The 25656-nt window shown below is 67.5% G+C and carries 26 protein-coding genes, 2 tRNA genes, 2 rRNA genes, 1 pseudogene and 1 riboswitch; of the genes and pseudogenes, 21 read left to right on the forward strand and 10 right to left on the reverse strand.

What is annotated here, in order from left to right; translation table 11 throughout:
* The 4 genes from ABJK26_RS01020 to moaA all read left to right on the forward strand — a co-directional run.
* A 23S ribosomal RNA gene (locus ABJK26_RS01020) occupies positions 1-386 on the forward strand; the annotation flags it as partial.
* An 83-nt stretch (positions 387-469) separates the two neighbouring features.
* Positions 470-586: ribosomal RNA gene (gene rrf, locus ABJK26_RS01025) — 5S ribosomal RNA — on the forward strand.
* Positions 587-597: 11 nt separating this feature from the next.
* Positions 598-673: transfer RNA gene (locus ABJK26_RS01030), tRNA-Gly, on the forward strand.
* A gap of 82 nt (positions 674-755) precedes the next feature.
* Complete coding sequence (moaA, locus tag ABJK26_RS01035) at positions 756-1733, forward strand: GTP 3',8-cyclase MoaA (RefSeq protein ID WP_347240329.1); 978 nt, start codon at positions 756-758, stop codon at positions 1731-1733.
* Here the strand turns inward: moaA and ABJK26_RS01040 are convergent.
* On the reverse strand, positions 1711-2541 hold the full coding sequence (locus ABJK26_RS01040) for an EamA family transporter (protein ID WP_347240330.1): 831 nt from the start codon (positions 2539-2541) through the stop codon (positions 1711-1713). The two genes, moaA and ABJK26_RS01040, sit on opposite strands and share 23 nt — an antisense overlap.
* Before the next feature lie 17 nt (positions 2542-2558).
* Between ABJK26_RS01040 and ABJK26_RS01045 the strand changes: the two genes are divergently transcribed.
* Genes ABJK26_RS01045 through dusA form a run of 7 tightly spaced genes read left to right on the forward strand, consistent with a single transcriptional unit; the run spans position 2559 to position 7892 of the window.
* Positions 2559-3551 carry a polyprenyl synthetase family protein gene (locus ABJK26_RS01045; RefSeq protein ID WP_347240331.1) on the forward strand — a complete coding sequence of 331 codons (993 nt, stop codon included), beginning with the start codon at positions 2559-2561 and terminating at the stop codon, positions 3549-3551.
* 7 nt (positions 3552-3558) lie between these two features.
* Positions 3559-3750, forward strand: a complete 192-nt coding sequence (locus ABJK26_RS01050) for a hypothetical protein (RefSeq protein ID WP_347240332.1) — start codon at positions 3559-3561, stop codon at positions 3748-3750.
* On the forward strand, positions 3738-4334 hold the full coding sequence (locus tag ABJK26_RS01055) for a hypothetical protein (RefSeq protein WP_347240333.1): 597 nt from the start codon (positions 3738-3740) through the stop codon (positions 4332-4334). Before ABJK26_RS01050 ends, ABJK26_RS01055 begins: the two co-directional genes overlap by 13 nt.
* Before the next feature lies 1 nt (position 4335).
* Entirely contained in the window at positions 4336-5364 is a 1029-nt protein-coding gene (ispH, locus tag ABJK26_RS01060) for a 4-hydroxy-3-methylbut-2-enyl diphosphate reductase (protein ID WP_347240334.1), read from the forward strand.
* A gap of 22 nt (positions 5365-5386) precedes the next feature.
* The gene (locus ABJK26_RS01065) at positions 5387-6313 is read left to right on the forward strand and encodes a site-specific DNA-methyltransferase (protein WP_347240335.1); all 927 of its coding nucleotides are present in this window, start codon (positions 5387-5389) and stop codon (positions 6311-6313) included.
* Positions 6310-6852 (forward strand): BglII/BstYI family type II restriction endonuclease, encoded by a 543-nt coding sequence (locus ABJK26_RS01070; RefSeq protein WP_347240336.1) that lies wholly within the window; start codon positions 6310-6312, stop codon positions 6850-6852. Before ABJK26_RS01065 ends, ABJK26_RS01070 begins: the two co-directional genes overlap by 4 nt.
* A gap of 5 nt (positions 6853-6857) precedes the next feature.
* Positions 6858-7892, forward strand: a complete 1035-nt coding sequence (gene dusA, locus ABJK26_RS01075) for a tRNA dihydrouridine(20/20a) synthase DusA (protein ID WP_347240338.1) — start codon at positions 6858-6860, stop codon at positions 7890-7892.
* Here the strand turns inward: dusA and ABJK26_RS01080 are convergent.
* The 6 genes and pseudogenes from ABJK26_RS01080 to glgC all read right to left on the reverse strand — a co-directional run bounded on the left by ABJK26_RS01080 (position 7788) and on the right by glgC (position 12926).
* The gene (locus tag ABJK26_RS01080; RefSeq protein WP_347240387.1) at positions 7788-8408 is read right to left on the reverse strand and encodes a tetratricopeptide repeat protein; all 621 of its coding nucleotides are present in this window, start codon (positions 8406-8408) and stop codon (positions 7788-7790) included. The genes dusA and ABJK26_RS01080 overlap by 105 nt on opposite strands.
* Positions 8409-8511: 103 nt before the next feature.
* Positions 8512-9834: a glycogen synthase gene (locus ABJK26_RS01085; protein WP_347240339.1), complete on the reverse strand. Its 1323-nt coding sequence runs from the start codon at positions 9832-9834 to the stop codon at positions 8512-8514.
* A 1-nt stretch (position 9835) separates the two neighbouring features.
* Complete coding sequence (locus ABJK26_RS01090) at positions 9836-10207, reverse strand: gamma-glutamylcyclotransferase family protein (protein WP_347240340.1); 372 nt, start codon at positions 10205-10207, stop codon at positions 9836-9838.
* Positions 10207-10881: a response regulator transcription factor gene (locus ABJK26_RS01095; RefSeq protein ID WP_347240341.1), complete on the reverse strand. Its 675-nt coding sequence runs from the start codon at positions 10879-10881 to the stop codon at positions 10207-10209. The genes ABJK26_RS01090 and ABJK26_RS01095 overlap by 1 nt, the downstream gene beginning before the upstream one ends.
* Before the next feature lie 10 nt (positions 10882-10891).
* Positions 10892-11577, reverse strand: a pseudogene (locus ABJK26_RS01100) (SagB/ThcOx family dehydrogenase).
* 104 nt (positions 11578-11681) lie between these two features.
* Positions 11682-12926, reverse strand: coding sequence for a glucose-1-phosphate adenylyltransferase (glgC, locus tag ABJK26_RS01105; RefSeq protein WP_347240342.1), 1245 nt, complete (start codon positions 12924-12926; stop codon positions 11682-11684).
* Positions 12927-12993: 67 nt separating this feature from the next.
* Between glgC and ABJK26_RS01110 the strand changes: the two genes are divergently transcribed.
* A complete protein-coding gene (locus ABJK26_RS01110) occupies positions 12994-15084 on the forward strand; it encodes an AAA family ATPase (protein WP_347240343.1) in 2091 nt (696 codons plus the stop codon).
* Between the two features lie 98 nt (positions 15085-15182).
* Here the strand turns inward: ABJK26_RS01110 and ABJK26_RS01115 are convergent, their stop codons facing one another.
* The gene (locus ABJK26_RS01115) at positions 15183-17489 is read right to left on the reverse strand and encodes a penicillin acylase family protein (RefSeq protein WP_347240344.1); all 2307 of its coding nucleotides are present in this window, start codon (positions 17487-17489) and stop codon (positions 15183-15185) included.
* Positions 17490-17516: 27 nt separating this feature from the next.
* Between ABJK26_RS01115 and ABJK26_RS01120 the strand changes: the two genes are divergently transcribed.
* The 9 genes from ABJK26_RS01120 (at position 17517) to ABJK26_RS01160 (ending at position 22914) form a co-directional block, all read left to right on the forward strand.
* Complete coding sequence (locus ABJK26_RS01120) at positions 17517-17990, forward strand: AbrB family transcriptional regulator (protein ID WP_347240345.1); 474 nt, start codon at positions 17517-17519, stop codon at positions 17988-17990.
* A 9-nt stretch (positions 17991-17999) separates the two neighbouring features.
* Positions 18000-18209, forward strand: coding sequence for a CDGSH iron-sulfur domain-containing protein (locus ABJK26_RS01125; RefSeq protein ID WP_347240346.1), 210 nt, complete (start codon positions 18000-18002; stop codon positions 18207-18209).
* A 43-nt stretch (positions 18210-18252) separates the two neighbouring features.
* On the forward strand, positions 18253-19212 hold the full coding sequence (locus tag ABJK26_RS01130) for an aldo/keto reductase family protein (protein WP_347240347.1): 960 nt from the start codon (positions 18253-18255) through the stop codon (positions 19210-19212).
* Between the two features lie 470 nt (positions 19213-19682).
* Positions 19683-21059 carry an FAD-linked oxidase C-terminal domain-containing protein gene (locus tag ABJK26_RS01135; protein WP_347240348.1) on the forward strand — a complete coding sequence of 459 codons (1377 nt, stop codon included), beginning with the start codon at positions 19683-19685 and terminating at the stop codon, positions 21057-21059.
* Between the two features lie 9 nt (positions 21060-21068).
* Positions 21069-21145: transfer RNA gene (locus ABJK26_RS01140), tRNA-Met, on the forward strand.
* Between the two features lie 51 nt (positions 21146-21196).
* Positions 21197-21436, forward strand: a complete 240-nt coding sequence (locus ABJK26_RS01145) for a 4a-hydroxytetrahydrobiopterin dehydratase (RefSeq protein ID WP_347240349.1) — start codon at positions 21197-21199, stop codon at positions 21434-21436.
* Between the two features lie 12 nt (positions 21437-21448).
* A complete protein-coding gene (locus tag ABJK26_RS01150; protein WP_347240350.1) occupies positions 21449-21826 on the forward strand; it encodes a hotdog domain-containing protein in 378 nt (125 codons plus the stop codon).
* Complete coding sequence (locus tag ABJK26_RS01155; protein WP_347240351.1) at positions 21810-22121, forward strand: DCC1-like thiol-disulfide oxidoreductase family protein; 312 nt, start codon at positions 21810-21812, stop codon at positions 22119-22121. Before ABJK26_RS01150 ends, ABJK26_RS01155 begins: the two co-directional genes overlap by 17 nt.
* Entirely contained in the window at positions 22114-22914 is an 801-nt protein-coding gene (locus ABJK26_RS01160; protein ID WP_347240352.1) for a DNA-formamidopyrimidine glycosylase, read from the forward strand. The genes ABJK26_RS01155 and ABJK26_RS01160 overlap by 8 nt, the downstream gene beginning before the upstream one ends.
* A 97-nt stretch (positions 22915-23011) precedes the next feature.
* On the opposite strand, the gene ABJK26_RS01165 is transcribed toward ABJK26_RS01160, so the two are convergent.
* Complete coding sequence (locus tag ABJK26_RS01165) at positions 23012-24496, reverse strand: ABC transporter permease subunit (protein WP_347240353.1); 1485 nt, start codon at positions 24494-24496, stop codon at positions 23012-23014.
* Positions 24497-25531, reverse strand: coding sequence for a thiamine ABC transporter substrate-binding protein (locus ABJK26_RS01170; protein WP_347240354.1), 1035 nt, complete (start codon positions 25529-25531; stop codon positions 24497-24499).
* Between the two features lie 32 nt (positions 25532-25563).
* Positions 25564-25656, reverse strand: a riboswitch (TPP riboswitch).

Consider the following 25656-nt stretch of genomic DNA (forward strand, 5'->3'; position numbering starts at 1 on the left):
GCATCCTGGGGCTGAAGAAGGTCCCAAGGGTTGGGCTGTTCGCCCATTAAAGCGGCACGCGAGCTGGGTTCAGAACGTCGTGAGACAGTTCGGTCTCTATCCGCCACGGGCGCAGGAGGCTTGAGGGGTCCCCTTCCTAGTACGAGAGGACCGGAAGAGACGCACCTCTGGTTTCCCAGCTGTCCCTCCAGGGGCATACGCTGGGTAGCCATGTGCGGAAGGGATAACCGCTGAAAGCATCTAAGCGGGAAACCCGCCCCAAGATGAGGCCTCCCACGGCGTCAAGCCGGTAAGGACCCGGGAAGATTACCCGGTCAATGGGCCGGAAGTGTAAGCGCCGCGAGGCGTTGAGCTGACCGGTCCCAATCGTCCGAGGTCTTGACCCTCCACGCACTCATACCCCACCCCAGCCCCACCCCCCCGCCCTAAAGGCACCGCGCGCCCTTTGAAAACCTAAAACACCAAAATCCCCCGTGCCCATAGCGGCGTGGAACCACCCGTTCCCATTCCGAACACGGAAGTGAAACGCGCCAGCGCCGATGGTACTGGGACCGCAGGGTCCCGGAAGAGTAGGTCGGCGCGGGGGATTTTCCTTTCGCGGGAGTAGCTCAGTCGGTAGAGCACGACCTTGCCAAGGTCGGGGTCGCGGGTTCAAGTCCCGTCTCCCGCTCCAAACCCAAACCCCCCAGGATGTAAACCTGGGGGGTTTCGCTTTCCCCCCGGTGGTGTTAAGATGGGCGGCAAAGGGGGATAAGGTGAAGCTTCTAGACAACCACGGGCGCGTGATCAAGGACCTCCGCATCTCCGTCACTCCCCGGTGCAACCTGCACTGCCTCTACTGCCACCCCCTGGGCCTGGAGATGGCCGAGCCTCCTGGCACCCTTACCGTGGAGGAGGTGGACCATTTCCTCGAGGCCGCCTCCCTCCTCGGCCTCTCCGCCGTCCGCTTCACCGGGGGCGAACCCCTGGTGCGCAAGGAGCTTCCCGAGATGATCGCCCGGGCCCGGGCGAAGGAAGGGGTGGAGGACGTGGCCATCACCACCAACGGCCTCCTCTTCGCCAAGCGGGCCAAGGAGTTGGTGGAGGCGGGGCTTAACCGGGTGAACCTCTCCCTGGACGCCATCACCCCGGAGGTCTTCACCCGCATCACCCGCGGGGGGAAGGTGGAAAGGGTCCTCGAGGCCATAGAGACCGCCCTGGAGCTCGGCCTCCACCCGGTGAAGCTCAACGCCGTGGTCATCCGGGGGATGAACGAGGAGGAGGTGGTGCCCCTGGCGGGGCTTTCCCTAGACCGCCCCCTCCACGTGCGCTTCATTGAGTACATGCACCTGGACAACTCCGATCCCGAGGAATACCGCCGCCGCTTCGTCCCCGGCAAGGAAACCCGGGCCCGGATTGAGGCGGTCTACGGCCCCTTGGAACCCGTCCCCCACGACCCCACCTCCCCGGCCCGGGTCTTCAAGATCCCCGGGGCCCAGGGCACGGTGGGCTTCATCAACCCGGTGACGGAGCCCTTCTGCTCCAACTGCTCCAGGCTCCGCCTCACCTCGGACAAGAAGCTCAGGCCCTGCCTCCTCACCGACCTGGAGATGGACATCGCCTGGGCCTTTGCCGCCCCCGAGCCCGTGGAGGCCCTGGTGGACGCCATCCTCATCGCCACGAACCGCAAGCCCGCCTTTGGCAACACCCTCCCCACCCTGCGCAAGCGGGTCATGCTGGGGATCGGCGGATAGCCTGGAGGGTGGCGAAGATCACCAAGGAAGCCCCCAGAACCCCCGCAAGGCCCAGGCGCTCCCCCAGAAAAACGTAGGCGAAGAGGGTGGCCCAGACGGGCTCCAGGGTGTAGAGCACCGCCGCCTGAGGGGCGGGCACGTGCTTCTGCCCCCAGGTCTGGAGCCAGGTGGTGAGGGCCGTGGCCGCCACCCCCAGGTAGAGCACCGCCCCCCAGGGGACCTCTAAGGAAAGGCCGCCCTCCCAAAAGGCCCAGGGCCCAGCGAGAAGGGCCGTCCCCACCACCTGGACCGCGGTGAGGGGCAGGGAGGGGAAGGCCTTGGCGTGGACCTCGAGGCGGACGATGTAGAGGGCGTAGGTCACCGCCGTGGCCAGGGTCCAAAGGTCCCCCAGGTTGAGGGGAGGCTGCCTGGGGTCGTAGGAGAGAAGCCCCACCCCCAGAAAGGCCAGGAGGGCGGCCCTTCCCGCCCGCCCCACCCGCCTTCCCCCCAAGGAGAGGAGGAGGGGCACCAGGACCACGTTCAAGGCGGTGATGAAGGCGCTCCGGCTGGCGGAGGTGTACTGGAGGCCGATGGCCTGGCTGGCGTAGCCGAGGAAGAGCCAGAAGGCCAGCTCCATCCCCGGTCCCCAGGCCCCCCTGGGCAGGCGGAGGAGCCAGGGCAGAAAGAAAAGGCTCGCCACCAGGAAGCGGAGGAAGACCAGGCCGCTTGCGGGCACGGCCTCCACGGCCTCCTTCACCACGATGAAGGTGGTGCCCCAAAGAAGCGTCAGGAGGTTGAGGGCGAAAAGGCCCAGGGCGTAGCCCTGCATGGCCTAAAGTGTAAGGCATGGTGCCCGCGCCCGAGACGGTCCGGCAGGCCATTCAAGAAAGGCTCCTCGCCCGCCTGGCCCACGCCGACCCCCTCTACCAAGACCTCCTCCAGGACTACCCCAGGCGGGGAGGGAAGAGGCTAAGGGGCCTCCTCACCTTCTACAGCGCCCTGGCCCACGGGGCCGGGGAGGAGGCCGGCCTCCTCGCCGCGGAGGCCCTGGAGCTCTTCCAGAACTGGGCCCTGGTCCACGACGACATAGAGGACGGCTCCGAGGAGCGCCGGGGCCGCCCCGCCCTCCACCGCCTCCATCCCATGCCCCTGGCCCTAAACGCCGGGGACGCCCTCCACGGGGAGATGTGGGGCCTCCTGGCGGAGGGCCTCGCCCGGGGGCTCCTCCCCCCAGAGGTGCTCTTGGAGTTCCACGAGGTGGTGCGGCGCACCGCCTACGGCCAGCACCTGGACCTCCTCTGGACCCTCGAGGGGAGGCTGGACCTCCGCCCCGAAGACTACCTCCATATGGTGGCTCACAAGGCCGCCTACTACACCGCCGTGGCCCCCTTGCGCCTCGGGGCCCTCCTCGCCGGGAAGACCCCGCCTTCCGCCTACGAGGAGGGGGGGGTAAAGCTGGGGATGGCCTTCCAGATCGTGGACGACGTCTTGAACATGGAAGGGGACGAGGCCTACGGGAAGGAGCGGGCCGGGGACCTCTACGAGGGCAAGCGCACCCTGATCCTCCTCCGCTTCCTGGAGGAGGCCTCTCCCGAGGAAAAAGCCCGGACCCTGGCCCTCCTCCGCCTCCCCCGGGAGGAGAAGCCCGAGGAGGAAGTGCGCTGGCTTCTAGAAAGGCTCCTCGCCTCGGAGGCCCTCTCCTGGAGCAAGACCACGGCAAAGAGACTCCAAGAGGAAGGGTTCCAGGTCCTCCTCCCCGCCCTGGAGGGCCTCCCGGGAAAGGAGGCCCTGGACCACCTCCGCACCCTCCTCGCCGCCCTGGTGGAGCGGCGGGCATAATGGGGCCATGCAGGGAGTGCGCTTCCGGGTCATCACCGCCAACGACCCCGACATCCTCCAAGAGCGCCTGAACCGCTTCGTGGAGGGCCTTCCCGAGGAGGTGGTCCTCGTGGACGTGAAGTTCGCCGTGGCCGAGGGCCCCTCTCCCCTCTTCGCCGTCTTGGTGCAGTACAAGGAAGTGGAGGCGTGGAAGGAGTAGCGGCCTTCCTCTTCTTTCTGGCCCTCCGGGGCGAGGCCAAGCGGGAAGAGGTGCGGGCCCGCTTTCCCCGCCTCGTCCCTCTCCTCAAGGCCCTGGGGGAGGAGGTGGAGGCGCGGGGGGAAACCTTCCGGCTCACGAAGCCCCTCCGCCTCTCCTGGTTCGCCCCGCTTTTTGAGGCCCACTACTCCCCCCTCCTCCCCGAGGCCGAGCGGGCCCTCGCCCTGGAGCGGCTCGTGGAGGCGGCCTTCCTTTCGGCGGAGGCGGGAGAGCCCTTGCCGCATGGGGAGGAGCTCCTCGAGGCGGCCCGGCTCTTCCAGGAGGGAAGCCGGGCCCTCCTCTTGGAGGAGTACCGCAAGGCTCTGCACCGCTTTGGGGAGGCCTTGGGGCTTCTAGAGAGGGAGGGCCTCCCCTTCCCCGCCGCCGCCCTCGCCCTCCTCGCCTGGGCCCAGGAGGGGTTCCGGCCCGGGGGCAAGGCCAAGGAAACCGCCCGAAAGGCCCTGGAGCGGGCCCAGACCCCCTTCGCCCGGGAAGTGGCGGAAAGGGTCCTTGCGCGGGCCACAAAGGGGGGAAGCCCCAGGGCCTAGAATGGGGGGCATGGCGGGGCTTAAGCGGGTCTATTTGGCCCGGCCCCGGGGCTTCTGCGCCGGGGTGGTGATGGCCATAGAGGCGGTGGAGCGCTGGGCGGAGGCCCTGAGGGAGAAGGGCGATCTCGTGGTCTACCACGAGATCGTCCACAACCGGGTGGTGGTGGAGCGCCTCGAGGCCAAGGGGGTCCACTTCGTGGAAGACCTCGCCGAGGTGGAGAGGCTCAGGCAAGAGAGGCGCCTCGCGGACACCGTGGTCTTCTCGGCCCACGGCCACCCGCCCGCCGTCCGCAGGCAGGCGGCGGAGATGGGCCTCACCGTCCTGGACGCCACCTGCCCCCTGGTGACCAAGGTGCACACCGAGGCGAAACGCTACGCCAAGGAGGGGTACTGGATCCTTCTCGTGGGGGACTCCGCCGACCACCAGGAGATCAAGGGCACCTACGGGGAGGCCCCGGAGAGGACCCTCCTGGTGGCGGTCCACACCCACGTGGGCAAGGACCCGCGCCTCGCCGACCCCCGCACCGTGGAGGTGCCGGACCCCGAAAAGGTGGTGGTCCTCACCCAGACCACCTTGAGCGTGGACGACACCCTGGCCACCATAGAAATCTTAAAAAAGCGCTTCCCCAAGCTGGTGGTCCCCTCCCGGAAGGACCTCTGCTACGCCACCCAGAACCGGCAAGAGGCGGTGAAGCGCCTCGCCCCCAAGGTGGAGGCCTTCCTGGTCCTCACGAGCCCCCACTCCTCCAACGGCATGCGCCTCTTTGAGCTGGCCCAAAGCCTGGTGGGCCGGGCCTACCGGCTGGAGCGCCCCGAGGAGCTGGAGGAGGCCTGGCTTAAGGGCGTGCGCCACCTGGGGATCACCTCCGCCGCCAGCACCCCCGAGGACCTGGTGCAGGGGGTGGTGGCCCGCCTCAAGACTCGCCACCCGGGGCTGGAGGTGGTGGAGGAAGGAGCGTGGGAGGCCATCAGCTTCCGCGAGCCCAAGCCCCTCTCCCCGGAAAAGGTGCTGTATCAAGAACCCCAGTGATCCGTATAATGTTCTACGGACTATGGGGCTTACTGTCAGCCAGCGTTTTGACCCAAACGCCCATGCCGTGATTTACCCAGGGGATTGCTTAGCCTTCTTAAGGCAGGTACCAAACGAGTCTATTGCCTTGGTCATCACCTCACCTCCTTACAACATCGGAAAGCCCTACGAAGACAGAAAGGCATTGGATGAATACGTTTCTTGGCAAGCAGAGGTAATCCGAGAATCTACGAGGGTAGTCAAGCCGGGCGGCAGCCTAGTTTGGCAAGTGGGCAACTATGTAGAAAACGGCGAAATCCTACCCCTAGATATAGTTCTCTTCCCCATTTTCCAATCCCTTGGGTTGAAGCTACGCAACAGAATAGTGTGGGCTTTTGAACACGGACTTCACGCAAAGCGCCGCTTCTCCGGTAGATATGAGGTTGCCTTGTGGTTCACCAAGGGTGATGATTACGCCTTTTATTTAGACAGAGTCCGGGTTCCTCAAAAATACCCCAACAAGCGCCATTTTAAAGGTCCTAGAAAAGGAGAGTTTTCTGGAAATCCTTTGGGCAAAAACCCTGGGGATGTATGGACTTTTCCAAACGTTAAGGCGAACCATGTAGAGAAAACGGCTCACCCTGCGCAGTATCCCGTAGAGCTTGTAGAAAGATTTATACTTGCCCTTACTGACGAAGAAGAGTGGGTATTAGATCCGTTCGGCGGATCAGGGACCACCCTGATTGCAGCGCTCATGCACAAACGGAGAGGTGCGATGGCAGAGATTGTTCCAGAGTATGTTGAAATAGCCCGTAGCCGACTACAACAGGCTTGGGAAGGCCACCTTAGAGTACGACCAATGGAACGTCCAGTATACGATCCCAGGGGGTCAAATCCATACATTCCACCTAGGACCGTCAACCTAAAAGCGGTTTGGGAAACTCAGCTACTCTTAATGGAGGAAATATGAAGATTGTTTACGATTATTCACACCTTGGTGGCAAGGAAATTCTTGAAGCCAGGTTTAGCCCAATCTTGAAGGAGATACGAGAGGTTATTTCAGAGGTCAAAGCAAATCGGGGAAAGACAAGCAAGGAAAAAAGCAAAAAGGGGGCGCTACTATATGCGCCCAAGCAAATGAATAAGGCGTTCTTTGAATCCTTTAAAAGAAGGGGCTTCTTGCCCGCAAAAGATGTATATGACATTGAACTGCCCGGGCGCCCCAAAATAAAGGGAGTCTACAAACAAGTAGATTTTGTAAAGGAGAAGGTCTTTGTCGAGGTACAGCTCGGGAAATATGCCTTCATGTTTTACGACATGGCCAAGTTTCAATACTTTTTCAACGAAGGTAAGGCCGATGTAGGCGTTGAAATTGTGCCTGCATATGAGCTAAAGCAAAGGATGTCCTCGGGCGTTTCTTATGGGGAACAACTAATATATGACATAGAACGGCTCAAACGGCATTTTCCTGCCGTACCGATCTACGTCATTCTCATAGACGCAGACTGATCCCGATGTGGAACAGCTCCTTTTCCCTCTCCGTGGCCCCCATGGTGGACCGCACCGACCGGCACTTCCGCTTCCTGGTGCGGCAGGTGAGCCTGGGGGTGAGGCTCTACACGGAGATGACCGTGGACCAGGCGGTCCTAAGGGGAAACCGGGAGCGCCTCCTCGCCTTCCGCCCCGAGGAGCGCCCCCTCGCCCTCCAGCTTGCGGGGAAGGACCCGGAAAGCCTGGCCGAGGCCGCCCGCATCGGGGAGGCGTGGGGGTACGACGAGATCAACCTCAACCTGGGCTGCCCCTCGGAAAAGGCCCAGGAAGGGGGGTACGGGGCCTGCCTCCTCCTGGACCTCGCGCGGGTCCAGGAGATCCTCCGGGCCATGGTGGGGGCGGTGAAGGTGCCGGTGAGCGTGAAGATGCGCCTGGGCCTGGAAGGCCGGGAGACCTACCGGGGGCTTGCCCGAAGCGTGGAGGCCATGGCGGAGGCCGGGGTGAGGGTCTTCGTCGTCCACGCGAGGAGCGCCCTCCTCGCCCTCTCCACGAAGGCGAACCGCGAGATCCCCCCCTTGCGCCACGACTGGGTCCACCGGCTTAAGGAGGACTTTCCCCACCTCGCCTTCGTCACCAACGGGGGGATCCGGAGCCTGGAGGAGGCCCTCCTCCACCTCTTGCGGGTGGACGGGGCCATGCTGGGGCGGGCGGTCTACGAGGACCCCTTCATTCTGGAGGAGGCGGACCAGAGGGTCTTCGGCCTTTCCCGCCGCCCAAGCCGCCTCGAGGTGGCCCGGAGGATGCGGGCCTACCTGGAGGAGGAGGCCCTAAAGGGCACGCCCCCCTGGGCGGTCCTTAGGCACATGCTCAACCTCTTCCGGGGAAGGCCCAAGGGGAGGCTCTGGCGGAGAACCCTCAGCGAGGGGCGCTCCCTTAAGGCCCTGGACCAGGCCCTACGGCTTATGGAGGAAGAGGTAGGCGAGGAGGGCGAGGAGGAGAAGCCAGGCCCAAAGGGGCATGGGGAGGCGGCGCCTGGGCTTGCCCGTGAGGGGGTCTAGGGAGGGGGGCGGGGCCATCCTCAGCCGGGCCGCGCGCTTCATGTGGGCCACCATCTTGTCCAGATCCCCCTTCCGCTTGTAGAGGGCGGCCAGGTTCTCGTGGAGGAGGGGGTCCTCGGGGGAAAGCCTCAGGGCCTTCTGGTAGAGGGCGAGGGCCTCCTCCAGCTTTCCCGCCTCCAGGTGGAGGGTCCCCAGGTTGGTGAGGGCCCGGTGGTGGAGGGGGTCAAGCTCCAGGGCCTTCTGGAAGCGCTCCAGGGCCTCCTTCCGCCTCCCCTCCCGCACCGCCTTCACCCCCAGGACCACCTCCTTCTCGGCGGCGAAGAGGGGGTCCTCCAGGGCCTCGGGGTCCTCCTCCAGGAGGGAAAGCCCCCTTAAAAGCCGCTCCCTTTCCCCCTCGGGGAAACCCTCGGCATAGGCCCGCGCCCCGGCGTAGTCCCTGCGCCGGAGGAGCCTCTGGAAGTGGAGGAGGGCCTCGCCGGAAAGGGCGTCCGCCTCGAGGTCCTTCACGCCCCCCATCCTAAGGGCCCGCACCTTGGCTTTGCAACACGGGACGCCCGAGCTTGGGTTATGGGAAAGCCCTTTTGGGGCCCCCACCGCGGCTTTTGCCGCGGTGGGGTACTTAGCCCAAGGCCTCCCGGTAGACCTCGAGGTAGGCCCGGGCCGGCCCCTCCCAGGAGAAGTCCTTCTCCATGGCCCTAAGGCCCAGCTCCTCCGCCCCCAGGCGGAAGAGGCGAAGCACACCGTAAAGAAGCCCCTCAGGGTGGTAGGTCTGGAAGAGGACCCCGGTCCTCCCGTCCTCCACGGTGTCCTTGAGCCCCCCCACCGCCCGGGCCACGGGAGCCGTGCCGTAGCGGCTCGCGATCATCTGCACCAGGCCGCAGGGCTCAAAGCGGCTCGGGACCAAAACCGCCTCCGCCCCCGCGTAGGCCAGGCGGGCCATGGCCTCGTCGTAGGCGGGGAAAAAGCGCAGGCCTTCGGGGTTTTCCTCCTCCGCCTGGAGGAGCGCCTCCTTAAGCCCCTCGTCCCCCACGCCTTGGACATAGAGGCGAAAGTCCATCTCCCCAAGCCGGGGGAGGGCCGCTAGCAGAAGGTCCAGGCCCTTCTGGAAGTCCAGCCGGCCCACGTAGGCGAGCACAGGAGGCCTAAGCCCCGTCCTCTCCCGGAAGGCCGCCTTGGCCCGGGCCTTCCCCGAGGGGTCCTCCCGGGTGTAGGGGGCGGGGAGGTGGGGGTCCTTGGCCGGGTCGTAAACCTCCGCGTCCAGGCCGTTGAGGATACCCCGAAGCTTCCCGGCGTGCCTCCTCAAGACCCCCTCCAGGCCCATGCCGAACTCGGGGGTCTGGATCTCCTCGGCGTAGGAGGGGCTCACCGTGGTCACCCGGCGGGCGAAGACGATCCCCCCCTTCATCAGGTTCACCTGGCCGTGGAACTCCAGGGCCTCCATGTGGAAGAGGCTCCAGGGAAGCCCGGTCCAGGAGAAGAAAAGCCCCGGGTCCACGAGGCCCTGGTGGGCTAGGTTGTGGATGGTGTAGACCGTGGGGGCGTAGAGGGCGAGGAGGGCCGCCGTCCAGTCGTGGGCGTGGACCAGGTCGTAACCCCTCGCCACCTCCTTGGCCGCGAGGAGGAAGCGGAGGTAGCGCTCCGCGTCGTCGGGGTAGCCGTAAACCCGGTCCCGCCCAAACCCCTCCACCCCAAGGAGGAGAAACCGCACCCCGCTCTCCACCCGCTCCCCAAGGGGGGCCCTCTCCTCCCTGCCGGCGAAGGCGAAGGCCACCTCCCCCACCCGCTTGGCCTTAAGCCCCCCGTGCCAGGGGAGGAGGACCTCGGCCTCCACCCCCAGGGGCTTCAGGGCCTTGGGCAGAGCCCCCACCACGTCGGCAAGCCCCCCCACCTTCACCAGGGGGTAGGCCTCGGGGGCCACGTGGAGGACGCGCATAAGGCCCATGCTACCCCTTCCAGACCCCCTGGGGAAGGGGCAAGTCCTCCTCGAGGCCCCCCAGGTAAAGGTAAGCCCAGGCCTCTAGGGGCCCCTCTCCCGTCTCCACCCGCACCCGCATCCGCCGGTACGCCTCCCCCTCGTCCTCCAGGGCGTCCAGAAGAGGAAGGGCCTCAGGAGAGAGGCAAAGCACCTCCCCATAGACCCGCCCCTCCCCCGGCACCATGCCCGGGTAGGCGTAGGGGCGGTGGGGACCCTGGGGCAGGTGGTAGAGGCGAAACCCCTCCACGAGGCCGGGAAGGACCCGGTGGAGGTAGGGGACCACCAGGGGGTGGTTCCTCTCCCCCCGCTTCAGGGTCCCGTAGACGAAGACGGCTTCCACTACTCCCCGAGGAAGCGGTACCCCAAGCCCACCACCGTCTCTATGAAGCGGGGGGCCAGGGGATCATCCTTGAGCTTTTTGCGGAGAAGGCGGATGTAAGCGTCCACCACCCTTTCGTTTCCGTCAAACTCGGGTCCCCAGACCCTCTCCAAAAGCTCCTCCCGGGTGAAGACCCGGCCCGGGGCCTGGGCGAAGACCAGAAGAAGGTTCATCTCCGTGGGGGAAAGCCTGAGGGGCTCCCCTTCCAGGTAGGCCTGCCGCCCCTCCAGGTCCACCTCCAAGGGCCCAAAGCGCCTCCGCCCCTCCTTCCCGGCCCGGCGGAGGAGGGCCTTGATGCGGGCGAGGAGCTCCCTCAGAGAGAAGGGCTTCCCCAGGTAGTCGTCCGCCCCTTCCAGAAGCCCCTCCACCCGGCTCTCCTCGTCGGCGCGCCCCGTGAGGAGGAGGACGGGGAGGAGGGGGTCCAGCTCCCGCAGGGCCCGAAGCACCTCCAGGCCCTCGAGGTCGGGCAGGCCCCGGTCCAGGACGACGAGGTCGGGCCTCGCCTCCTCAAAGACCCGGTCCAAGGCCTCCCTCCCCAAGCGAGCCCACCGCACCTGAAAACCCTCGTTTTCCAAAAAGCGCTTCACCAACTCGCCCACCTGGGGGTCATCCTCCACCAAGAGAATCCTTCCCATAACGGAATACTCACCGCCCCAGAACCAGCACCACGCCGGGATACTCTCCCTCCGGCAATCCCAGAAGCCGCGCCACCCCCTCGTCGTGAAAGGTTTCCGCGGGGTAGGCGGCCAGACCCTGGCCCACCGCGGCAAGCAAGGCGAGGGAAGCGGCGTAACCTGCCTCTAGAAGAGCATACCGGTATCCCCTGAGGCCGTACAAGGCCTCGCTCCTTTCCGGCACCAGGGTGAAGGCGAGGAGGGCCGCCGCCCTCTCCAGGGCCAGGCCCATGAGGGCCTCGGACCACGGGGCCGCCTCGGCCCGGGGGGAGATCTGGAAAAGCTGATGCTCCTTGGGAAAGTAGTGGTAGACCCCGGGGAACATCCCTCCACCCGGAAGGCCACCAGGTAGGCCTCGAGGGGGTAGGCCTCCCCCGCCGAGGGGAACCCCCGCCGCCCCTCCCGCTCCGCCAGGGGGTAGAGGACCTGGGAAAGGTCCTTCAGGGTGAGGGAGGCCCCCACCTCGGGGAGGAGGGGCCTCAAGTGGGCCATGGCCCGGAAGAGGGAGGGGCCCCCGTCCTGGCGGAAAGGGGGCAGGGCCTGGGTCTCCAGGGGGTTGGCGTAGACCTTGGCCTTGGGTTTCCGCCTTAAGGGGAGCTCGTCTCCCGGGCTCAAGCGGGTAAGGCGGTAGAAGAGCTTGCCGGGGTGCTTCTCCATGGCTAAGTGCCCACACCTTGGCTTTGCAACACAGGACGCCCAAGCTTTGGCTGTGGGAAAGCTCTTTTGGGGCCCCCACCGCGGCTTTTGCCGCGGTGGGGTACTTAGAAGCGGTAGCCCTTGGGCACCACCACCACGCCCTCGGGGGTCACGGTGAAGCCCCGGGCGCGGTCCAGCTCCAGGTCGTAGCCGATCTCGGTGTGGGGAGGGATCTGCACGTTCTTGTCTATGATGGCGTTCCTTATGCGGCAGTAGCGGCCCACCTCCACGTCGTCAAAGAGGACGGAGCGCTCCACCAGGCTGTAGGAGTTCACCCGCACCCGGCGGAAGAGCACGGACTCCCGCACCGTCCCCCCGCTCACGATGACCCCGCCGGCGAGGAGGCTGTTCAGGGCCCGGCCCACCCTTTCCCCGGTCTCGTGGACGAACTTGGCCGGGGGGCTGAAGAGGTTGGCGGTGCGGAGGGGCCACTCCGGGTTGAAGAGGTCAAACTCGGGGACCACCTTCACGAGGTCCATGCTGGCCTCGTAGTAGGCGTCCAGGGTCCCCACGTCCCGCCAGTAGAGGTTCGGGCCCTCCTGGCCGGGGATGGGGTTGCGGTGGAAGTCGTAGGCGTAGACCCTGTACCCCTCCCTCAAGGCCCGGGGGATCACGTCCTTGCCGAAGTCGTGGGCGCTGGTCTCGTCCCGAGCGTCGGCCTCCAAAAGCTCAAAGAGGGCCTCCGTGCGGAAGACGTAGTTCCCCATGGAAACCAGGGCCGTGTCGGGGCGGCCCGGGAGGGGCCTTGGGCTTTTGGGCTTTTCCTGGAACTCGGTGATGCGCCACTCCTCGTCCACCTGCAAGACGCCGAAGCGGCTTGCCTCCTCCACGGGCACGGGGTAGGCGGCGATGGTGATGTCCGCCCGCTTTTCCCGGTGGTACTCCACCATGTGGCGGACGTTCATCTTGAAGATGTGGTCCCCCCCGAAGACCGCCACCGCCTCGGGGGCGTGGTTTTGCACCAGGTGCAGGTTCTGGTAGATGGCGTCCGCCGTGCCCCGGTACCACACGGGCCCGAGCTCCTCGTAGCGGTACATCTGGGCGGGCACGAGGAGGATGAAGTGGTCCTCCAAGAAGGCGCCGAAGCGCCAGTAGCGCTGGATGTGCTCCGTGAGGGACTGGGCCTTGTACTGGGTGAGGACGTAGATGGCGTAGATCCCGGAGTTCACGAAGTTGTTGAGGACGAAGTCAATGATGCGGTACTTGGCCCCGAAGGGCACGGCGGGCTTGGCCCGCTTGGCGGTGAGGGGATAAAGGCGGCTTCCCTGCCCCCCGGCCAGAATCATCCCCAAGACCTCCACCTTCACCATGGAACCCCCCTTTGCCGGTAGTTTACCCCGGGGCCCTGGGGACAAAGGCCCGGGTATAGTGGGCGCGATGAGGGTCTCTGCCCTTCGCTGGTTCACCCCCCCCGCAAGGCCCAGGCCCGCCCCGCCCTTTTTCGGTCAGGAGCGGGCCCTGAAGGCCCTGGAGGCCGCCTTCCGCCAAGGCGGGCACGGGTATTTGGTGGGCCCAAGCGGCCTGGGCAAGCGCAAGCGCTTCCTCGCCTACCTCAAAGGCCGCACCTTCCCCCGACCCGAGCTGGTCTACCTTCCCCTGGGGGAGGAAGCCTTTCCCCTCCTCCTTCCGGAGGGGGAGGGCCGGGCCCTTCTGGAGGAGGTGGAAGCCCTTCTCGCTGAGTTCACCCCGGCCCTCTTCCGGGAAAAAGGCTTTCTCTACGCCAAAAGCCTGGTGGAAGCCCGCTACCAAAGGGAGGCCGAGGCCCTTCTGGAGGCCCTGGGCGAAGAAGCCAAGTCCCAGGGCTTCGTCCTGGAGGAAGGGGAGGAAAGCCTCAAGCTCTCCGGCCAAGGCCCCCTACCCCCGGAGCTTTCCGCCAAGCTGGAGGAGACCGTTTTGGCCTACGTGGAGGTGCGGCAGAAGGCCCAGGCGGAGGTGGCCGCCTTAAGGCGGAGCTTCGCCGAGCGCTTCCTCTCGCCCAAGGCGGAAGGGGTTAAGGAGCGCTTCCCCGAGGCCAGGGCCTATATGGACTGGGTGCTGGAGACCCTCCTCCGGGCGGCGGCCTTGGAGGAAGAGCTGGAGGCCCCAAGCCTCCTCCCCCACCTCCTGGTGGCGGGGGGCGACCGGGTGGTCTACGAGCCCAACCCCACCCCGGAAAGGCTTTTCGGCCACCTGGAGTACGAGGCCCGGGAAGGGGTCCTCACCACCCACCTGGGGCTTTTGCGTCCGGGAGCCTTGCACCGGGCCACGGGAGGGGTGGTGGTCCTCGAGGCCCACCGGGTCTGGGAGCTGGGAAGCTACCCCCTCCTCAAGCGGGCCTTGGCCACCGGGGAGGTGGAGCCCCTCACCCCGAGGCCCGAGGTCAAGGGCCCCCGGATCAAGCCCGCCCCCCTAAAGGCCCAGGTCTTCCTGGTGGGGCCACCCGAGGTGATCGCCTTCCTGGAGGAGGATGAAGAGTTTTTGGAGCTTTTCCCTTTTCGGGTGGAGTTCGGCCCGGAGATCCCCTACACCGAGGAGAACGTGGCCTACCTGGGGGGCTTCCTGGAGGCCGAGGGGGTCCCCCTCACTCCCGAGGGCCTGGCCGCCCTGGCCGACGAGGCGAGGCGCCTGGCCGGCCACCGGGAGCGGTTGGACGCCCGCATCTACCGCCTCTTGGACCTGGCCCGGGAGGCCCAAAGCCTAAGGGTGCCCGTGGACGGAAAGGCCGTGCGGGAGGCGGTGAGGTCCCGGGAGGAGCGCTTCGGCCTGGAGGAGGAGCTTTACCTGCAAGAGATCCGGGAAGGGGTGGTGGCCCTGGAGGTGGCGGGGGAGCGGGTGGGGGAGGTGAAGGGCCTGGTGGTGGTGGAGGGCCCCCTCCCCACGGGCCGCCCCGTGCGCATCACCGCCCAGGCGGGCCCGGGGCGGGAGGGGGTGCTCTCCATAGACCGGGAGGTGGGCCTGGGGGGCCAGGTCTTCCACAAGGCCGTCCTCACCCTGGCCGGGTACCTGCGGGGCACCTACGCCCAGGTGGGGGCCCTCTCCGCCACGGTGAGCCTGGTCTTTGAGCAAAGCTACGGGAGCCTCGAGGGGGACTCGGCGGGCCTCGCCGAGCTTTTGGCGGTGCTCTCCGCCATCTCCGGCCTTCCCCTTAGGCAGGACCTGGCGGTGACCGGGGCCATAGACCAGACGGGAAGGGTCCTGGCCGTGGGCCGGGTGGCGGAGAAGGTGGAGGGCTTCTTCCGGGTCTGCAAGACCCTGGGCCTCACCGGCACCCAGGGGGTGGTCCTCCCCAAGGCCAACCTCCCCCACCTCACCCTGCGGGAGGAGGTGGTGGAGGCGGCGGAGGAGGGGCGCTTCCACCTCTACGCCGTGGAGGAGGTGGACGAGGCGGTGGAGCTCCTCTTCGGCCGCAGGGCCTACTGGGTGCACGAGAAGGTGCGGGAGGCCCTGGAGCACTTCCAGAAGCTGGAAAACGGCGAGGACAAGGGCTAAGTGCCCGCACCTTGGCTTTGCAACACGGGATGCCCGAGCTTTGGCTGTGGGAAAGCTCTTTTGGGGCCCCCACCGCGGCTTTTGCCGCGGTGGGGTACTTAGCGTCCGGGCTCCAGGAGGAGGGTCCTTCCCTCCCCACCCAGGCGCATGGGGAGGTAGGCCCCGGAGGCCCAAAGGGGAAGGAGGTCGGCGTAGTGGGCCGAGAGGAAGTGGCCCGACTGGCCCATAGGGTGGACGAAGAGGGAGCGCTCCATGTCCGAAAGGTCCACGATCTGGCGGTAGCTCGGCCCGTGCCCCATGGCGAGGGCCTTCGGGTCAAAGGGCCCCACGTTCACCGTGTAGCGGTCGCCGCCAAAGGCCACCTCCCGGTCGGAGAGGCGCTTTAGGGGGGTGTGGGTGAGGACGGCGTGGGGGAAGCGGGCCCGGTGGACCTCCCCCCAGGCCCTGGCCCCTAAGGCTTCCTTCCGGTCCAGGGCCCATTCCAGGGCGAGGGCGGCGAAGTCCAGGCAGGACTCCTTGTACTGCGTTTCCGGCTGGTCGCAGTTTGGGTCCCCTTCCTTCAGGGCCTTAAGGAGGTAGCGGGGCTCGTCCCAGAAGGGCTCCCCCACCTCCCTTTGGGGAAGCCGGGTGAGCTCGGTGTACCAGAGGGCGAAGACCAGGGCCTCCTCGGAGGAGGCCGCCATGGTCCCGTCCCAGGCGAGAAGCCTCTCCCGCCAAGCCCGGGCCCTCTCGGAAAGGGGGGAAAGGAGCTCCAAAACGGGGCGGAAGTCCCGGTAGAGGAGGCTCTTCTGGTCCTGCTGGATGGCCTTCATGTCCTCCAGGGAAAGCTTCTCCTTGGCGAGGAGGAGCTCCTCTATGCGCTCCGCCCGGTAGGGCTCGGCCCAGTCGTAGGTGAGGGCGTAGGGGAAGCCCTTAGGGGTCACCTTGTGGTTGGCGGTGACGATGTAGCCCCTAGGGGGGTTGAAGGCCCTGGGCCACTCCTCGGGCCTCCGGTAGCCCAGCCAGTCCCACTCCCCGTTCCCCGGCACCGGCACCATGCCCGTGTGCCCCTCCCTGCGGACGGGGAACTTCCCGGGGGCGATGTAGCCGATGTTGCCCTCTAAGTCGGCGTAGACGAAGTTCTGGCTGGGGGCGGAGTAGGGTTCCAGGGCCTTTTGAAACTCGTCCCAGTTCCTGGCCCGGTTCACCCCCAGGAAGGCCATGAGGATGTGGTCCTCCGGGTCCAGGCTCACCCAGCGGAGGGCCATGGGGGTCTTGGGAGGGTCCTTTAGGGCGTCGGTGATCACCGGGCCAAAGACCGCCTCCCGCACCTTCAGCACCTCCTCCTTCCCCCCCTTCACCCGGATCCTTTCCTCCCGCACCCCGTAGGGGACGACCCTCCCCTTGTAGCGGTAGCCCCCTCCTCCCACCTCCTCCAGGAGGTAGAGGTCCTCCACGTCCGCCCCCACGTTGGTCACCCCCCAGGCGATGCGCTCGTTGCGGCCGATGACGATACCGGGAAGGCCCGGAAAGGAGGCGCCGATGGCCCTAAGGCCTGGGGCCTCGAGGGCCACCAGGAACCAGAGGCTCGGGGCCTGGAGGGCGAGGTGGGGGTCGTTGGCGAGGAAGGGCTTGCCCGTGGCGGTCCGGCTTCCCGCCACCACCCAGTTGTTGCTGGCCTCGAGGTAGCGGGGCGGGGCCATCCGGAGGAGGGCGGAAGGGGCCTCCTCCCGCTTGAGGGGAAGCCTGAGGTCTTCCGCCCTAAGGACGGTGGGGGTGTCCTCGGGGTAAGGGGGGAGGAGCTCAAGAAGCCTTTCCGGGGTTATCCCCCGGGCGAGGAGGCGGTGGCGCAAAAGCTCCTCCTCCCAGTTTCCCGAGAGGTCAAAACTCATCATCTTGGCCCAAAGCAAAACGTCGGGGCCCGTCCAGGGCTCGGGGCGGAAGCCGAGGAGGGTGAACTCCGGCGGCAAGGGGGCCCCAGAGGCCAAGAAGGCGTTCACCCCGGCGGCGTAGGCGTCCACCGCCTCCTTCTCCTCGGGGTAGAGCCTTTGGTAGGCCGCCTGGGCCGCCCGGTAGAAGCCCCAGGTGCGGAGGAACCGGTCCTGGGGAAGCGTGGCCTCCCCTAAGACCTCGCTCAAGCGCCCCTGGCCCACCCGGCGCTGGAACTCCATCTGCCAAAGCCGCTCCTGGGCGTGGACGAAGCCCTGGGCGAAGAAGAGGTCCTTAAGCGTCGCCGCCCGGATGCGCACCACCCCCTTTCCGTCCCGCACCACCTCCACCGGGGCGGAAAGCCCCTTTAAAGCGATCCGGCCCTCCCCTTGGGGCAGGGAGGACCGCAGGTAGAGGTACCCCGAAAGGGCTAGAAGAAGCAAGAGGAGAAGCCCCAAGCCCAAAAGCCAAGCCAGCCCCCGCAAGAAGCGCTTCATGGTTCGCAGGAAGCATACCATAACCCCATGGACCTCCTGCGCGCCTCCTTGAGCGGGGTTTTCCTCGGGCTTCTCTTTTACCGCCTGGGCCTCCCGGGCGGGGCCGTGGTGGGGGCCATGCTGGGCACAGGCCTCCACCAGCTCCTCGCCTCCCCCGCCCCCATCCCCAAGGGCCTGGACCTCGCCGTACAGCTCGCCGCCGGGGTCTTGGTGGGGCTTTCCTTCCGGAAGGAGCTCCTCTCCCCCAGGCTCCTCCCCTACGCCCTCCTCAGCGCCCTCGCCTTCCTCGCCCTCGCCCTCCTCCTCGCCTTCCTCCTGGCCAAGCCCCTGGGCCGGCCCCCAAAGGCCCTCCTCTTCGCCCTTGCCCCCGGGGGGATCACGGGCATGGGGCCCTTGAGCCAGGCCGAGGGGGGAAGCCCCGCCCTGGTGGGGGTCTTCCACACGGTGCGCGTCCTCGCCCTCTTCCTCCTCGTCCCCTTCCTCGCCCGGCTTCTCAGGTAGAGTAAAGGCATGCGGCTGGAGCTTCTAGAAAACGGCCCCATCCGGGTGGAGGGCAGGCGCTTCGTGGTGCGCGTGGGGGAGAAGGAGGAGGTCTTAGAGCGCCCGCGGGTCTTCCTCTGCCGCTGCGGGGCTTCCGCCAACAAGCCCTTCTGCGACGGCACCCACAAGCGGATCGGCTTCCAAGCCCCGGGCGGGGTCCTGGAGGTGGAAGGCGACTGACCCGCTGGTCAATCCCGGCCGGAAGGGGTAAACTCCGGGGGCTATGGGCGCGATGCGCTACCGGAAGCTCGGCAAGTGGGGCCTTAAGGTCTCCGAGATCTCCTTGGGCGCCTGGGTCACCTTCGGGGATGCGGTGAAGGACAAGGAAACGGTCCGGGAGATCGTTAGGATCGCCTACGAGGGCGGGGTGAACTTCTTTGACAACGCCGACGTCTACGCCAAGGGCCTGGCCGAGGAGATCATGGGGGAGGTCCTCAAGGAGTTCCCCCGGCACACCCTGGTCCTCTCCACCAAGGCCTACTGGCCCATGTCCGAGGACCCGAACGACCGGGGCCTGAGCCGCAAGCACCTCCTGGAAAGCATCACGAAAAGCCTCAAGCGCCTTAAGACCGACTACGTGGACCTCTTCTTCGCCCACCGCTTTGACCCCGAGGTCCCCATGGAGGAGATCGTCTACGCCATGCACACCCTCGTGGAGAAGGGGTACGCCCTCTACTGGGGCACCTCGGAGTGGCCCGCGGCAAGAATCGCCGAGGCCGTGGCCTTCGCCAAGGCGAACGGCCTTCACCCGCCCGTGGTGGAGCAGCCCCAGTACTCCATGCTCTACCGGGAGCGGGTGGAAGGGGAGATCCTCCCCGAGGCGGAGCGCTTCGGGATGGGCCTCGTGGTCTGGAGCCCCCTGGCCCAGGGGATGCTCACGGGCAAGTACGACGAGGGCATCCCCGAGGGAAGCCGCTTCGCCCGCTACGACCAGTTCAGGGAGCGCTACCTCACGGAGGAAAACCGGAGGAAGGTGCTCAAGCTCAAAGAGGTGGCGGACGAGCTCGGCCTCACCCGCACCCAGCTCGCCCTGGCCTGGGTCCTGAGGCTTCCCGGGATCAGCAGCGCCATCACCGGGGCCACCCGCCCCGAGCAGATCCGGGAGAGCCTGGGAGCGGCGGGGGTGGACCTGCCGAAGGAGGCCCTGGAGAAGATAGAGGCCATCCTAAGGGGCGAGGCCTAGCGGAGCCCTGGCCGACCGGGTCTTCGGTCCCCGGTACGGGCAGGGGGAAGGCATCGCCCTCATGTTCCCCCTCTTCGGAAGCCTGGGGGTGCTTTGGGGGCTTTCCGGCCACCTCCTCCCCCAGGTGCGGGAAGCGGAAAGCCTCCCAAGGAGGACCAAGCGCCCGGGCCGTGATCGGGCCCGGCCTAAAGGCCAAGGGGCGTCCTTCCAATGGGGCTTCCTTCCCTCCCAAGGAAAGGGAGGCCTGTAGGCTTCCCCTATGGGCGAGCCTCTCCTCGCCCCGGCCCTCCGCCTCCTGGAGGAGGGGAACCCTGGCCCTCCTCCAAGGCCCCCTCCCCAAGCCCCCGAGGTGGAGGAACTCTGCCTGGAGCTGGAGGAGGCAAGCAGGGCTGGCCCAGGGCGGGGTGGAACCTGGCCGGGGGGCTCCTCCTCGGCTTCGCGGCCCTTTTGGAGAGCGTAAACTCAGGAGCATGGAGAAGCTGCAAGCCCTGAAGCACCTCTTCCCGGGGAAGGTGGACCTCTCGGAGAGCGAGCGCCTGCGCCACGGCAAGGACGAGGGCTACCCCGAGGCGAGGCCGGTCTTGGCCGTGGTCTACCCGGAAAGCGTGGAGGACGTGCAGAAGGCCCTCCGGTGGGCTCGGGAGTGGGGCGTGGCGGTGATCCCCTTCGGGGCGGGGACGAGCCTCGAGGGCCACCTCTACCCCCTTAGGGAGGCCATCAGCCTGGACCTGAGCCGGATGAACCGGGTCCTGGAGGTGAGGCCCCAGGACTTCTCTTGCGTGGTGGAGCCCGGCCTCACCCGCAAAGCCCTCAACGAAGCCCTCAAGGGCACGGGCCTCTTCTTCCCCGTGGACCCGGGGGCGGACGCCACCTTAGGGGGAATGGCGGCCACCAACGCCAGCGGCACCACCACGGTGCGCTACGGGGGGATGCGGCAAAACGTCCTCGCCCTCCAGGTGGTCCTGGCAAGCGGCGAGGTCTTGGAGCTTGGCCGCGGGGTGCGCAAGACCTCCTCGGGCTACGACCTCAAGGACCTCTTCATCGGAAGCGAGGGCACCCTGGGGGTCATCACCCGCCTCACCTTAAGGCTCCACCCCCTCCCCGAGCACGTCCACACCCTAAGGGTCTTCTTCCCCGGGGTGGAGGAGGCGGCGGAGGCGAGCTACCGGGTCATGGCCGCGGGGCTTCCCGTGGCGCGGCTGGAGCTACTGGACGAGCTCGCCCTGCGGGCGCTGAACCGGTACCTAAAGGCGGGCTTCCCCGAGCGCCCCGCCCTCTTCCTGGAGTTCCACGCCTCCACCAAGGAGGCCCTGGAGGCGGAAAGCTCCCTCGCCCTGGAGCTCGTGCGGGAAGCCGGGGCCCTGGAGGTGGAGGCCGCCAGGACCGAGGAGGAGCGCAAAAGGCAGTGGGAGGCCCGGCACCAGGCCTACTGGGCCTTGGTCCACCTCTTCCCCGGCCACCGCTTCGTGATCACCGACACCGCCGTCCCCCTCTCCCGGCTTCCCCAGATGGTGCGCCACGCCCAAAGACTCCTAGAGGAGATGGGCCTCACGGGGAACATCCTGGGCCACGTGGGGGACGGGAACTTCCACACCTTGGTCCCCGTCCTCCCCGAGGACTACCCCAAGGCGGAGGCCTACGCCGAGAGGCTCGTGGAGAAAGCCCTAGAGCTTGGGGGCACCTGCACTGCCGAGCACGGGGTGGGCCTCCGCAAAAAAAAGTTCCTCCCCAAGGAGCACGGAGGCTCCCTGGAATGGATGCGAAGGCTAAAGGCCCTCTTTGACCCCGAGGGGCTCCTGAACCCCGGGAAGGTGCTTGACATATCCCCTTCGCCCCGCTATATTTAGGGATGGCGGCGCGGGGTGGAGCAGCCTGGTAGCTCGTCGGGCTCATAACCCGAAGGTCGCGGGTTCAAATCCCGCCCCCGCAACCAAACCTTCCCCCGGGCACCCTGGGCCCGGGGGTCTTGCCATAACCTGGGGGCATGGACTGGGAGACCCTGGAAAACCCCAAGCGCCTCGCCAAGACCTTCCGCTTCAAGGACTTCCGGGAGGCCCTGGCCTTCGCCAACCGGGTGGGGGAGCTGGCGGAGAGGGAGAACCACCACCCCCGCCTCACCGTGGAGTGGGGGCGGGTCACCGTGGAGTGGTGGACCCACTCGGCGGGCGGGATCACGGAAAAGGACCGGGAGATGGCCCGTCTCACCGACGCCCTCCTGGGGTAGCCTGGGAAGGGTATGGAGGCGCGGACCCTCGAGCTCGTCTTCCCCGAGCACACCAACCCCTTGGGGGCGGCCTTCGGCGGGTTCGTCCTGGGGCTCATGGACAAGGTGGGCTCCTACGCCGCCGCCCGCCGGGCCAAGAAGCCCGTGGTCACCGTGGCGGTGAGCAGCGTGGAGTTCAAGGTGCCCATCCGCACCGGGGACCTCCTGGAGGTGGTGGCCCGGGTGGTGCGGGTGGGGAGGACCTCCCTCACCGTGGAGGTGGAGGTCTACAAGGAGCGCTTCGGGGAGGAAAATGGCCGGGTGCTAGCCACCAAGGGGACGCTCACCTACGTGGCGGTGAACGAGCGGGGCGAGCCCGTGCCGGTGGAGGCCCATGCGGGTGCTGATTGACGGGGAGTGCCCCTACTGCCGGGCCCTGGGGCGGGCCCTTAGGGCCCTGGACCCGGGGAAGGCCCTCCGGGTGGAGCCTCTAAAGGAGGCCCAGGACCTCCCCCGGGAGGAACTCCTCAAGGCCCTCCACGTCCTGGAAGGGGGGAGGGCCCACCGGGGCTACGCCGCCCTTCTCGCCCTAGGCCGGAGGCTCCCTCTCCTCTGGCCCCTTTACCCCCTCCTTCTCCTCCTCGCGCCCTTTGGGCTCGGCGAGGGGCTCTACCGCTTCCTGGCCCAAAGGAGGCCCCGTGCCTGAGCTTCCCGAGGTGGAGACCACGAGGCGGAAGCTCCTTCCCCTCCTCCTCGGGCGGCGCATCCTCGAGGTCCGCCACCAGGACCCCCGCCGCTACCGCCACACGGAGCGGGCGGAAGGGCGGAGGGTGGAGGAGGTGGGAAGGCGGGGCAAGTTCCTCCTCCTCTCCCTCTCCGGGGGCCTGGAGATGGTCCTCCACCTGGGGATGACCGGGGGCTTCCGCCTGGAGGAAACCCCCCACACCCGGGTCCGCTTCCTCCTAGAAAAGGGCGTCCTCTACTTCCACGACCCCCGGCGCTTCGGCCGCATCTGGGTGGTGGAGCGGGGCGACCACCGGGAAATCCCCCTCCTCTCCCGCCTCGGCCCCGAGCCCCTTTCCGAGGCCTTCACCTTCCCCGGCTTCCTCCAGGGCCTGAGGAGCGCCCGGCCCCTCAAGGCCCTCCTCCTGGACCAGACCCGGGTGGCCGGGATGGGGAACATCTACGCCGACGAGGCCCTCTTCCGGGCCCGCCTTAGCCCCTTGCGCCCGGGGAGGAGCCTGGGGGAGGAGGAGGCCTGGAGGCTCTTCCAGGCCATCCGGGAGGTCCTCTCCGAGGCCGTGGCCCTGGGGGGAAGCACCCTTTCCGACCGCGCCTACCGGCAACCGGACGGCCTTCCCGGGAGTTTCCAGGAGCGCCACGCCGTCTACGGCCGGGCGGGCCTCCCCTGCCCCGCCTGCGGCACCCCCATCGCCAGGCGGGTGGTGGCGGGCCGGGGCACCCACTTCTGCCCCAACTGCCAGGGGGAAAGCCCCTAGTGCCCGCGCCTTGGCTTTGCAACACGGGATGCTCAAGCTTTGGCTGTGGGAAAGCTCTTTTGGGGCCCCCACCGCGGCTTTTGCCGCGGTGGGGTACTTAGCCCACCCGCCCCCGGCCCTGGTCCAGGAGGTAGAAGAGGAGGGCGGAGAGGAGAGCCAAGACGGCGGCCAGGGCCACCGCCTCCCGGAAAGGGCCCTCCCCGGGCCTCCCCAGGCGCTCGTAGATGGCCAGGGTGAGGGTGGTCCACTCGGGCCGCCAGAGGACGAGGCTCGCCCCGAACTCTCCCAGGAGGGCGGAAAGGGCCAGGGCCGTCCCCGAGGCCAGGGCGGGAAGGAGGAGGGGAAGCTCAACCCGGAGGAAGGCCCGAAAGGAGGTGGCCCCGAGGACCCTCGCCGCCTCCCAAAGGCTTGGGGGAAGGGTCCTTAGGGCCGGAAGGAGGACCCGGGCCAGGAGGGGGTAGGCGAGGAGGGCGTAGGCGGCCAGAAGGAGGAGGAGGGAGCCGCGAAGCCCGGGGTAGGCCAGGAGGTAGCCGAGGCCCACGGCCACCGGGCTCACCATGAGGGGAAGGAGGCCCAGGAGGTCCCACCCCGGGCTCCTCCTCGCCGCCACCCCGTAGGCCACCCCCAGGGGCAGGGCGAGGAGAAAGGCGAGGAGGGTAAAGCGGAGGCTGTTGCCGAGGGCCAGGGGGAGGGGGGTGAAGTCCTCGGAGCGCCAGGCCTGGGCCAGGGCCCAGGGGCGGACCTCCCCCAAGAGGGCGAAGAGGGGCGCGTAGAAGAGGAGGAAAAAGGCCCCAAGGCCCAGGGCCAGGGCCCAGGGGCGCCTCGAGGGGAGAAGCCCGGAAGGCCTCAAGGGGTAGGCGGGAAGCCTCAGGTAGAGCCAGGCCGCCAGGCCCAAGGTCAGAAGCTCCAGGAGCATCAGGCCGCTGGCCTCGGCGAAGGCCAGGCGCTGGGCGAGGAGGGTGTAAACCTCCACCTCGAGGGTGGCGTACCGCCCCCCGAGGAGGAGGGGCACCCCGAAGGCGGAGAAGGCGTAGAGGAAGACCATAAGCCCCGCCGAGCCCAGGGCGGGAAGGAGAAGGGGAAGCCCCACCCGGAGGAGGGCGCGAAAGGGGCTGGCCCCGAGGACCCTGGCCGCCTGCAGGGGCCCCTCTAGGCCCATGGCCACGGGAAGGAGAATGCGGAGGGCGAGCCCCAGGTTGTAGAAGACCGCCGCCAGGAGGAGAAGAGCCAGGGTGCCGTAGAGGTCCACCCCCAGCACCCCCCGGGGACCGAGGAGGGCGAGAAACCCCAGGGCCACCACGGGGGTGGGAAGGACGAAGGCCAGGGTGCTCAGGGCGAGGAAGGCCTCCCTAAAGGGGAACCGCCGCCGGAAGAGGAAGGCGAGGGGCAGGGCCAGGGCCAGGGTGAGGAGGGCCGAGAGGAGGCCGTATTCCAGGCTGAAGAGGTAGCGCTCCCAGTAGTAGGGGTTCCCCAGGGCCCGGAGGAGGCCCTCCCCAAGCCCCAAGGCCAGCACCCGGCCCAGGGGGTAGAGGAGGGCGAAGCCCAGGAAGAGGAGGAGGAACCCCCCGGCAAGCCCGGCCACCTACCGCCTCGCCCGGCGCACCGCCTCGGGGCTCTGCCCCTGCAGGACCACCTTGGTCCACTCCTCTATCCAGCGCTCCCGGTTCTCCGCCACGGCCTTGGGGTCCAGGCGCACGCTCCCCAAGGGCTCCGGGGCGAAGCGGAAGACCTCGGGAAGCTTGGCGTCCTTCCTCGCCGGGTAGACCCACATCTCCGTGGGGAGGTTCTCCTGCACGGGCCTGGAGAGGAGCCAGTCCACCACCTTCTTGGCCCCCTCGAGGTTCTTCGTCCCCTTAAGGATGCCCACAAACTCCACCTGGAAGAAGGCGAGCTCCGGGAAGAGGTTGCCCGTGGGGGGTTCCTTGTACTTGCCCTCGGAGTAGTAGACCTCGGCCGCGGGGGAGGTGGTGTAGGAGACCACCAGGGGCCGGTCCCCCTTGTAGAGGCTGAAGTGGGTGTAGTAGGCCTCGCTCCAGCCCTTGGCCACCCGCACCCCCCCGTCCCGAAGCCGCGCCCAGAAGTCCAGGTAGCCGTCCTCGCCGAAGCGGGCCACGGTGGCCATGAGGAAGGCCAGGCCCGGGGAGCTGGTGGCGGGGTTTTCCACCACGAGAAGCCGGGCGTACTCGGGCCGGGCGAGGTCTGAGGGGGCCTTGGGGAGAGGCCGGTCCTTGAAGTAGGCCCGGTCGTAGTTCAGGCTCACCCAGCCGTAGTCCACGGGCAGGGCCCGGAAGGTGGGGTCCAGGAGGAGGGTGGCCTTGAGGTTTCGGATCTCGGGGCTTCGGTAGGGGAGGAGAATGCCGGCCTCGAGGGCCCGGGAGAGGAAGGTGTTGTCAAAGCCGTAGATCACGTCGGCGATGGGGGCCCCTTTGGTGAGGATGGCCCGGTTCAGGACCTCCCCGGCGTCCCCCGCCTTGAGGAGGCGGAGCCTGAGGCCCGTTTCCCGCTCAAACTGGGCCACGAGGTCCTTGTCCAGGGAAAAGCTCTCGTGGGTGAGGACGGCGATCTCCTGGGCGAAGCCAAAGGCCAAAAGAACCGCGAAAGCCAGCAAGCGCAACATAAAAACCCCCTGCCACCGGGGTTCACGGAAAGCGTCTCTTTCCGTCACCTTCCCTACGCCGGCATTACCCGGATCAGGTTCCAAGGGTGTTTCTCAGCCCCTTTGCGGAGCACCCCCGGTGACCT

The organism is Thermus sp. (assembly GCF_039793865.1).
Classification (GTDB): Bacteria; Deinococcota; Deinococci; order Deinococcales; family Thermaceae; genus Thermus.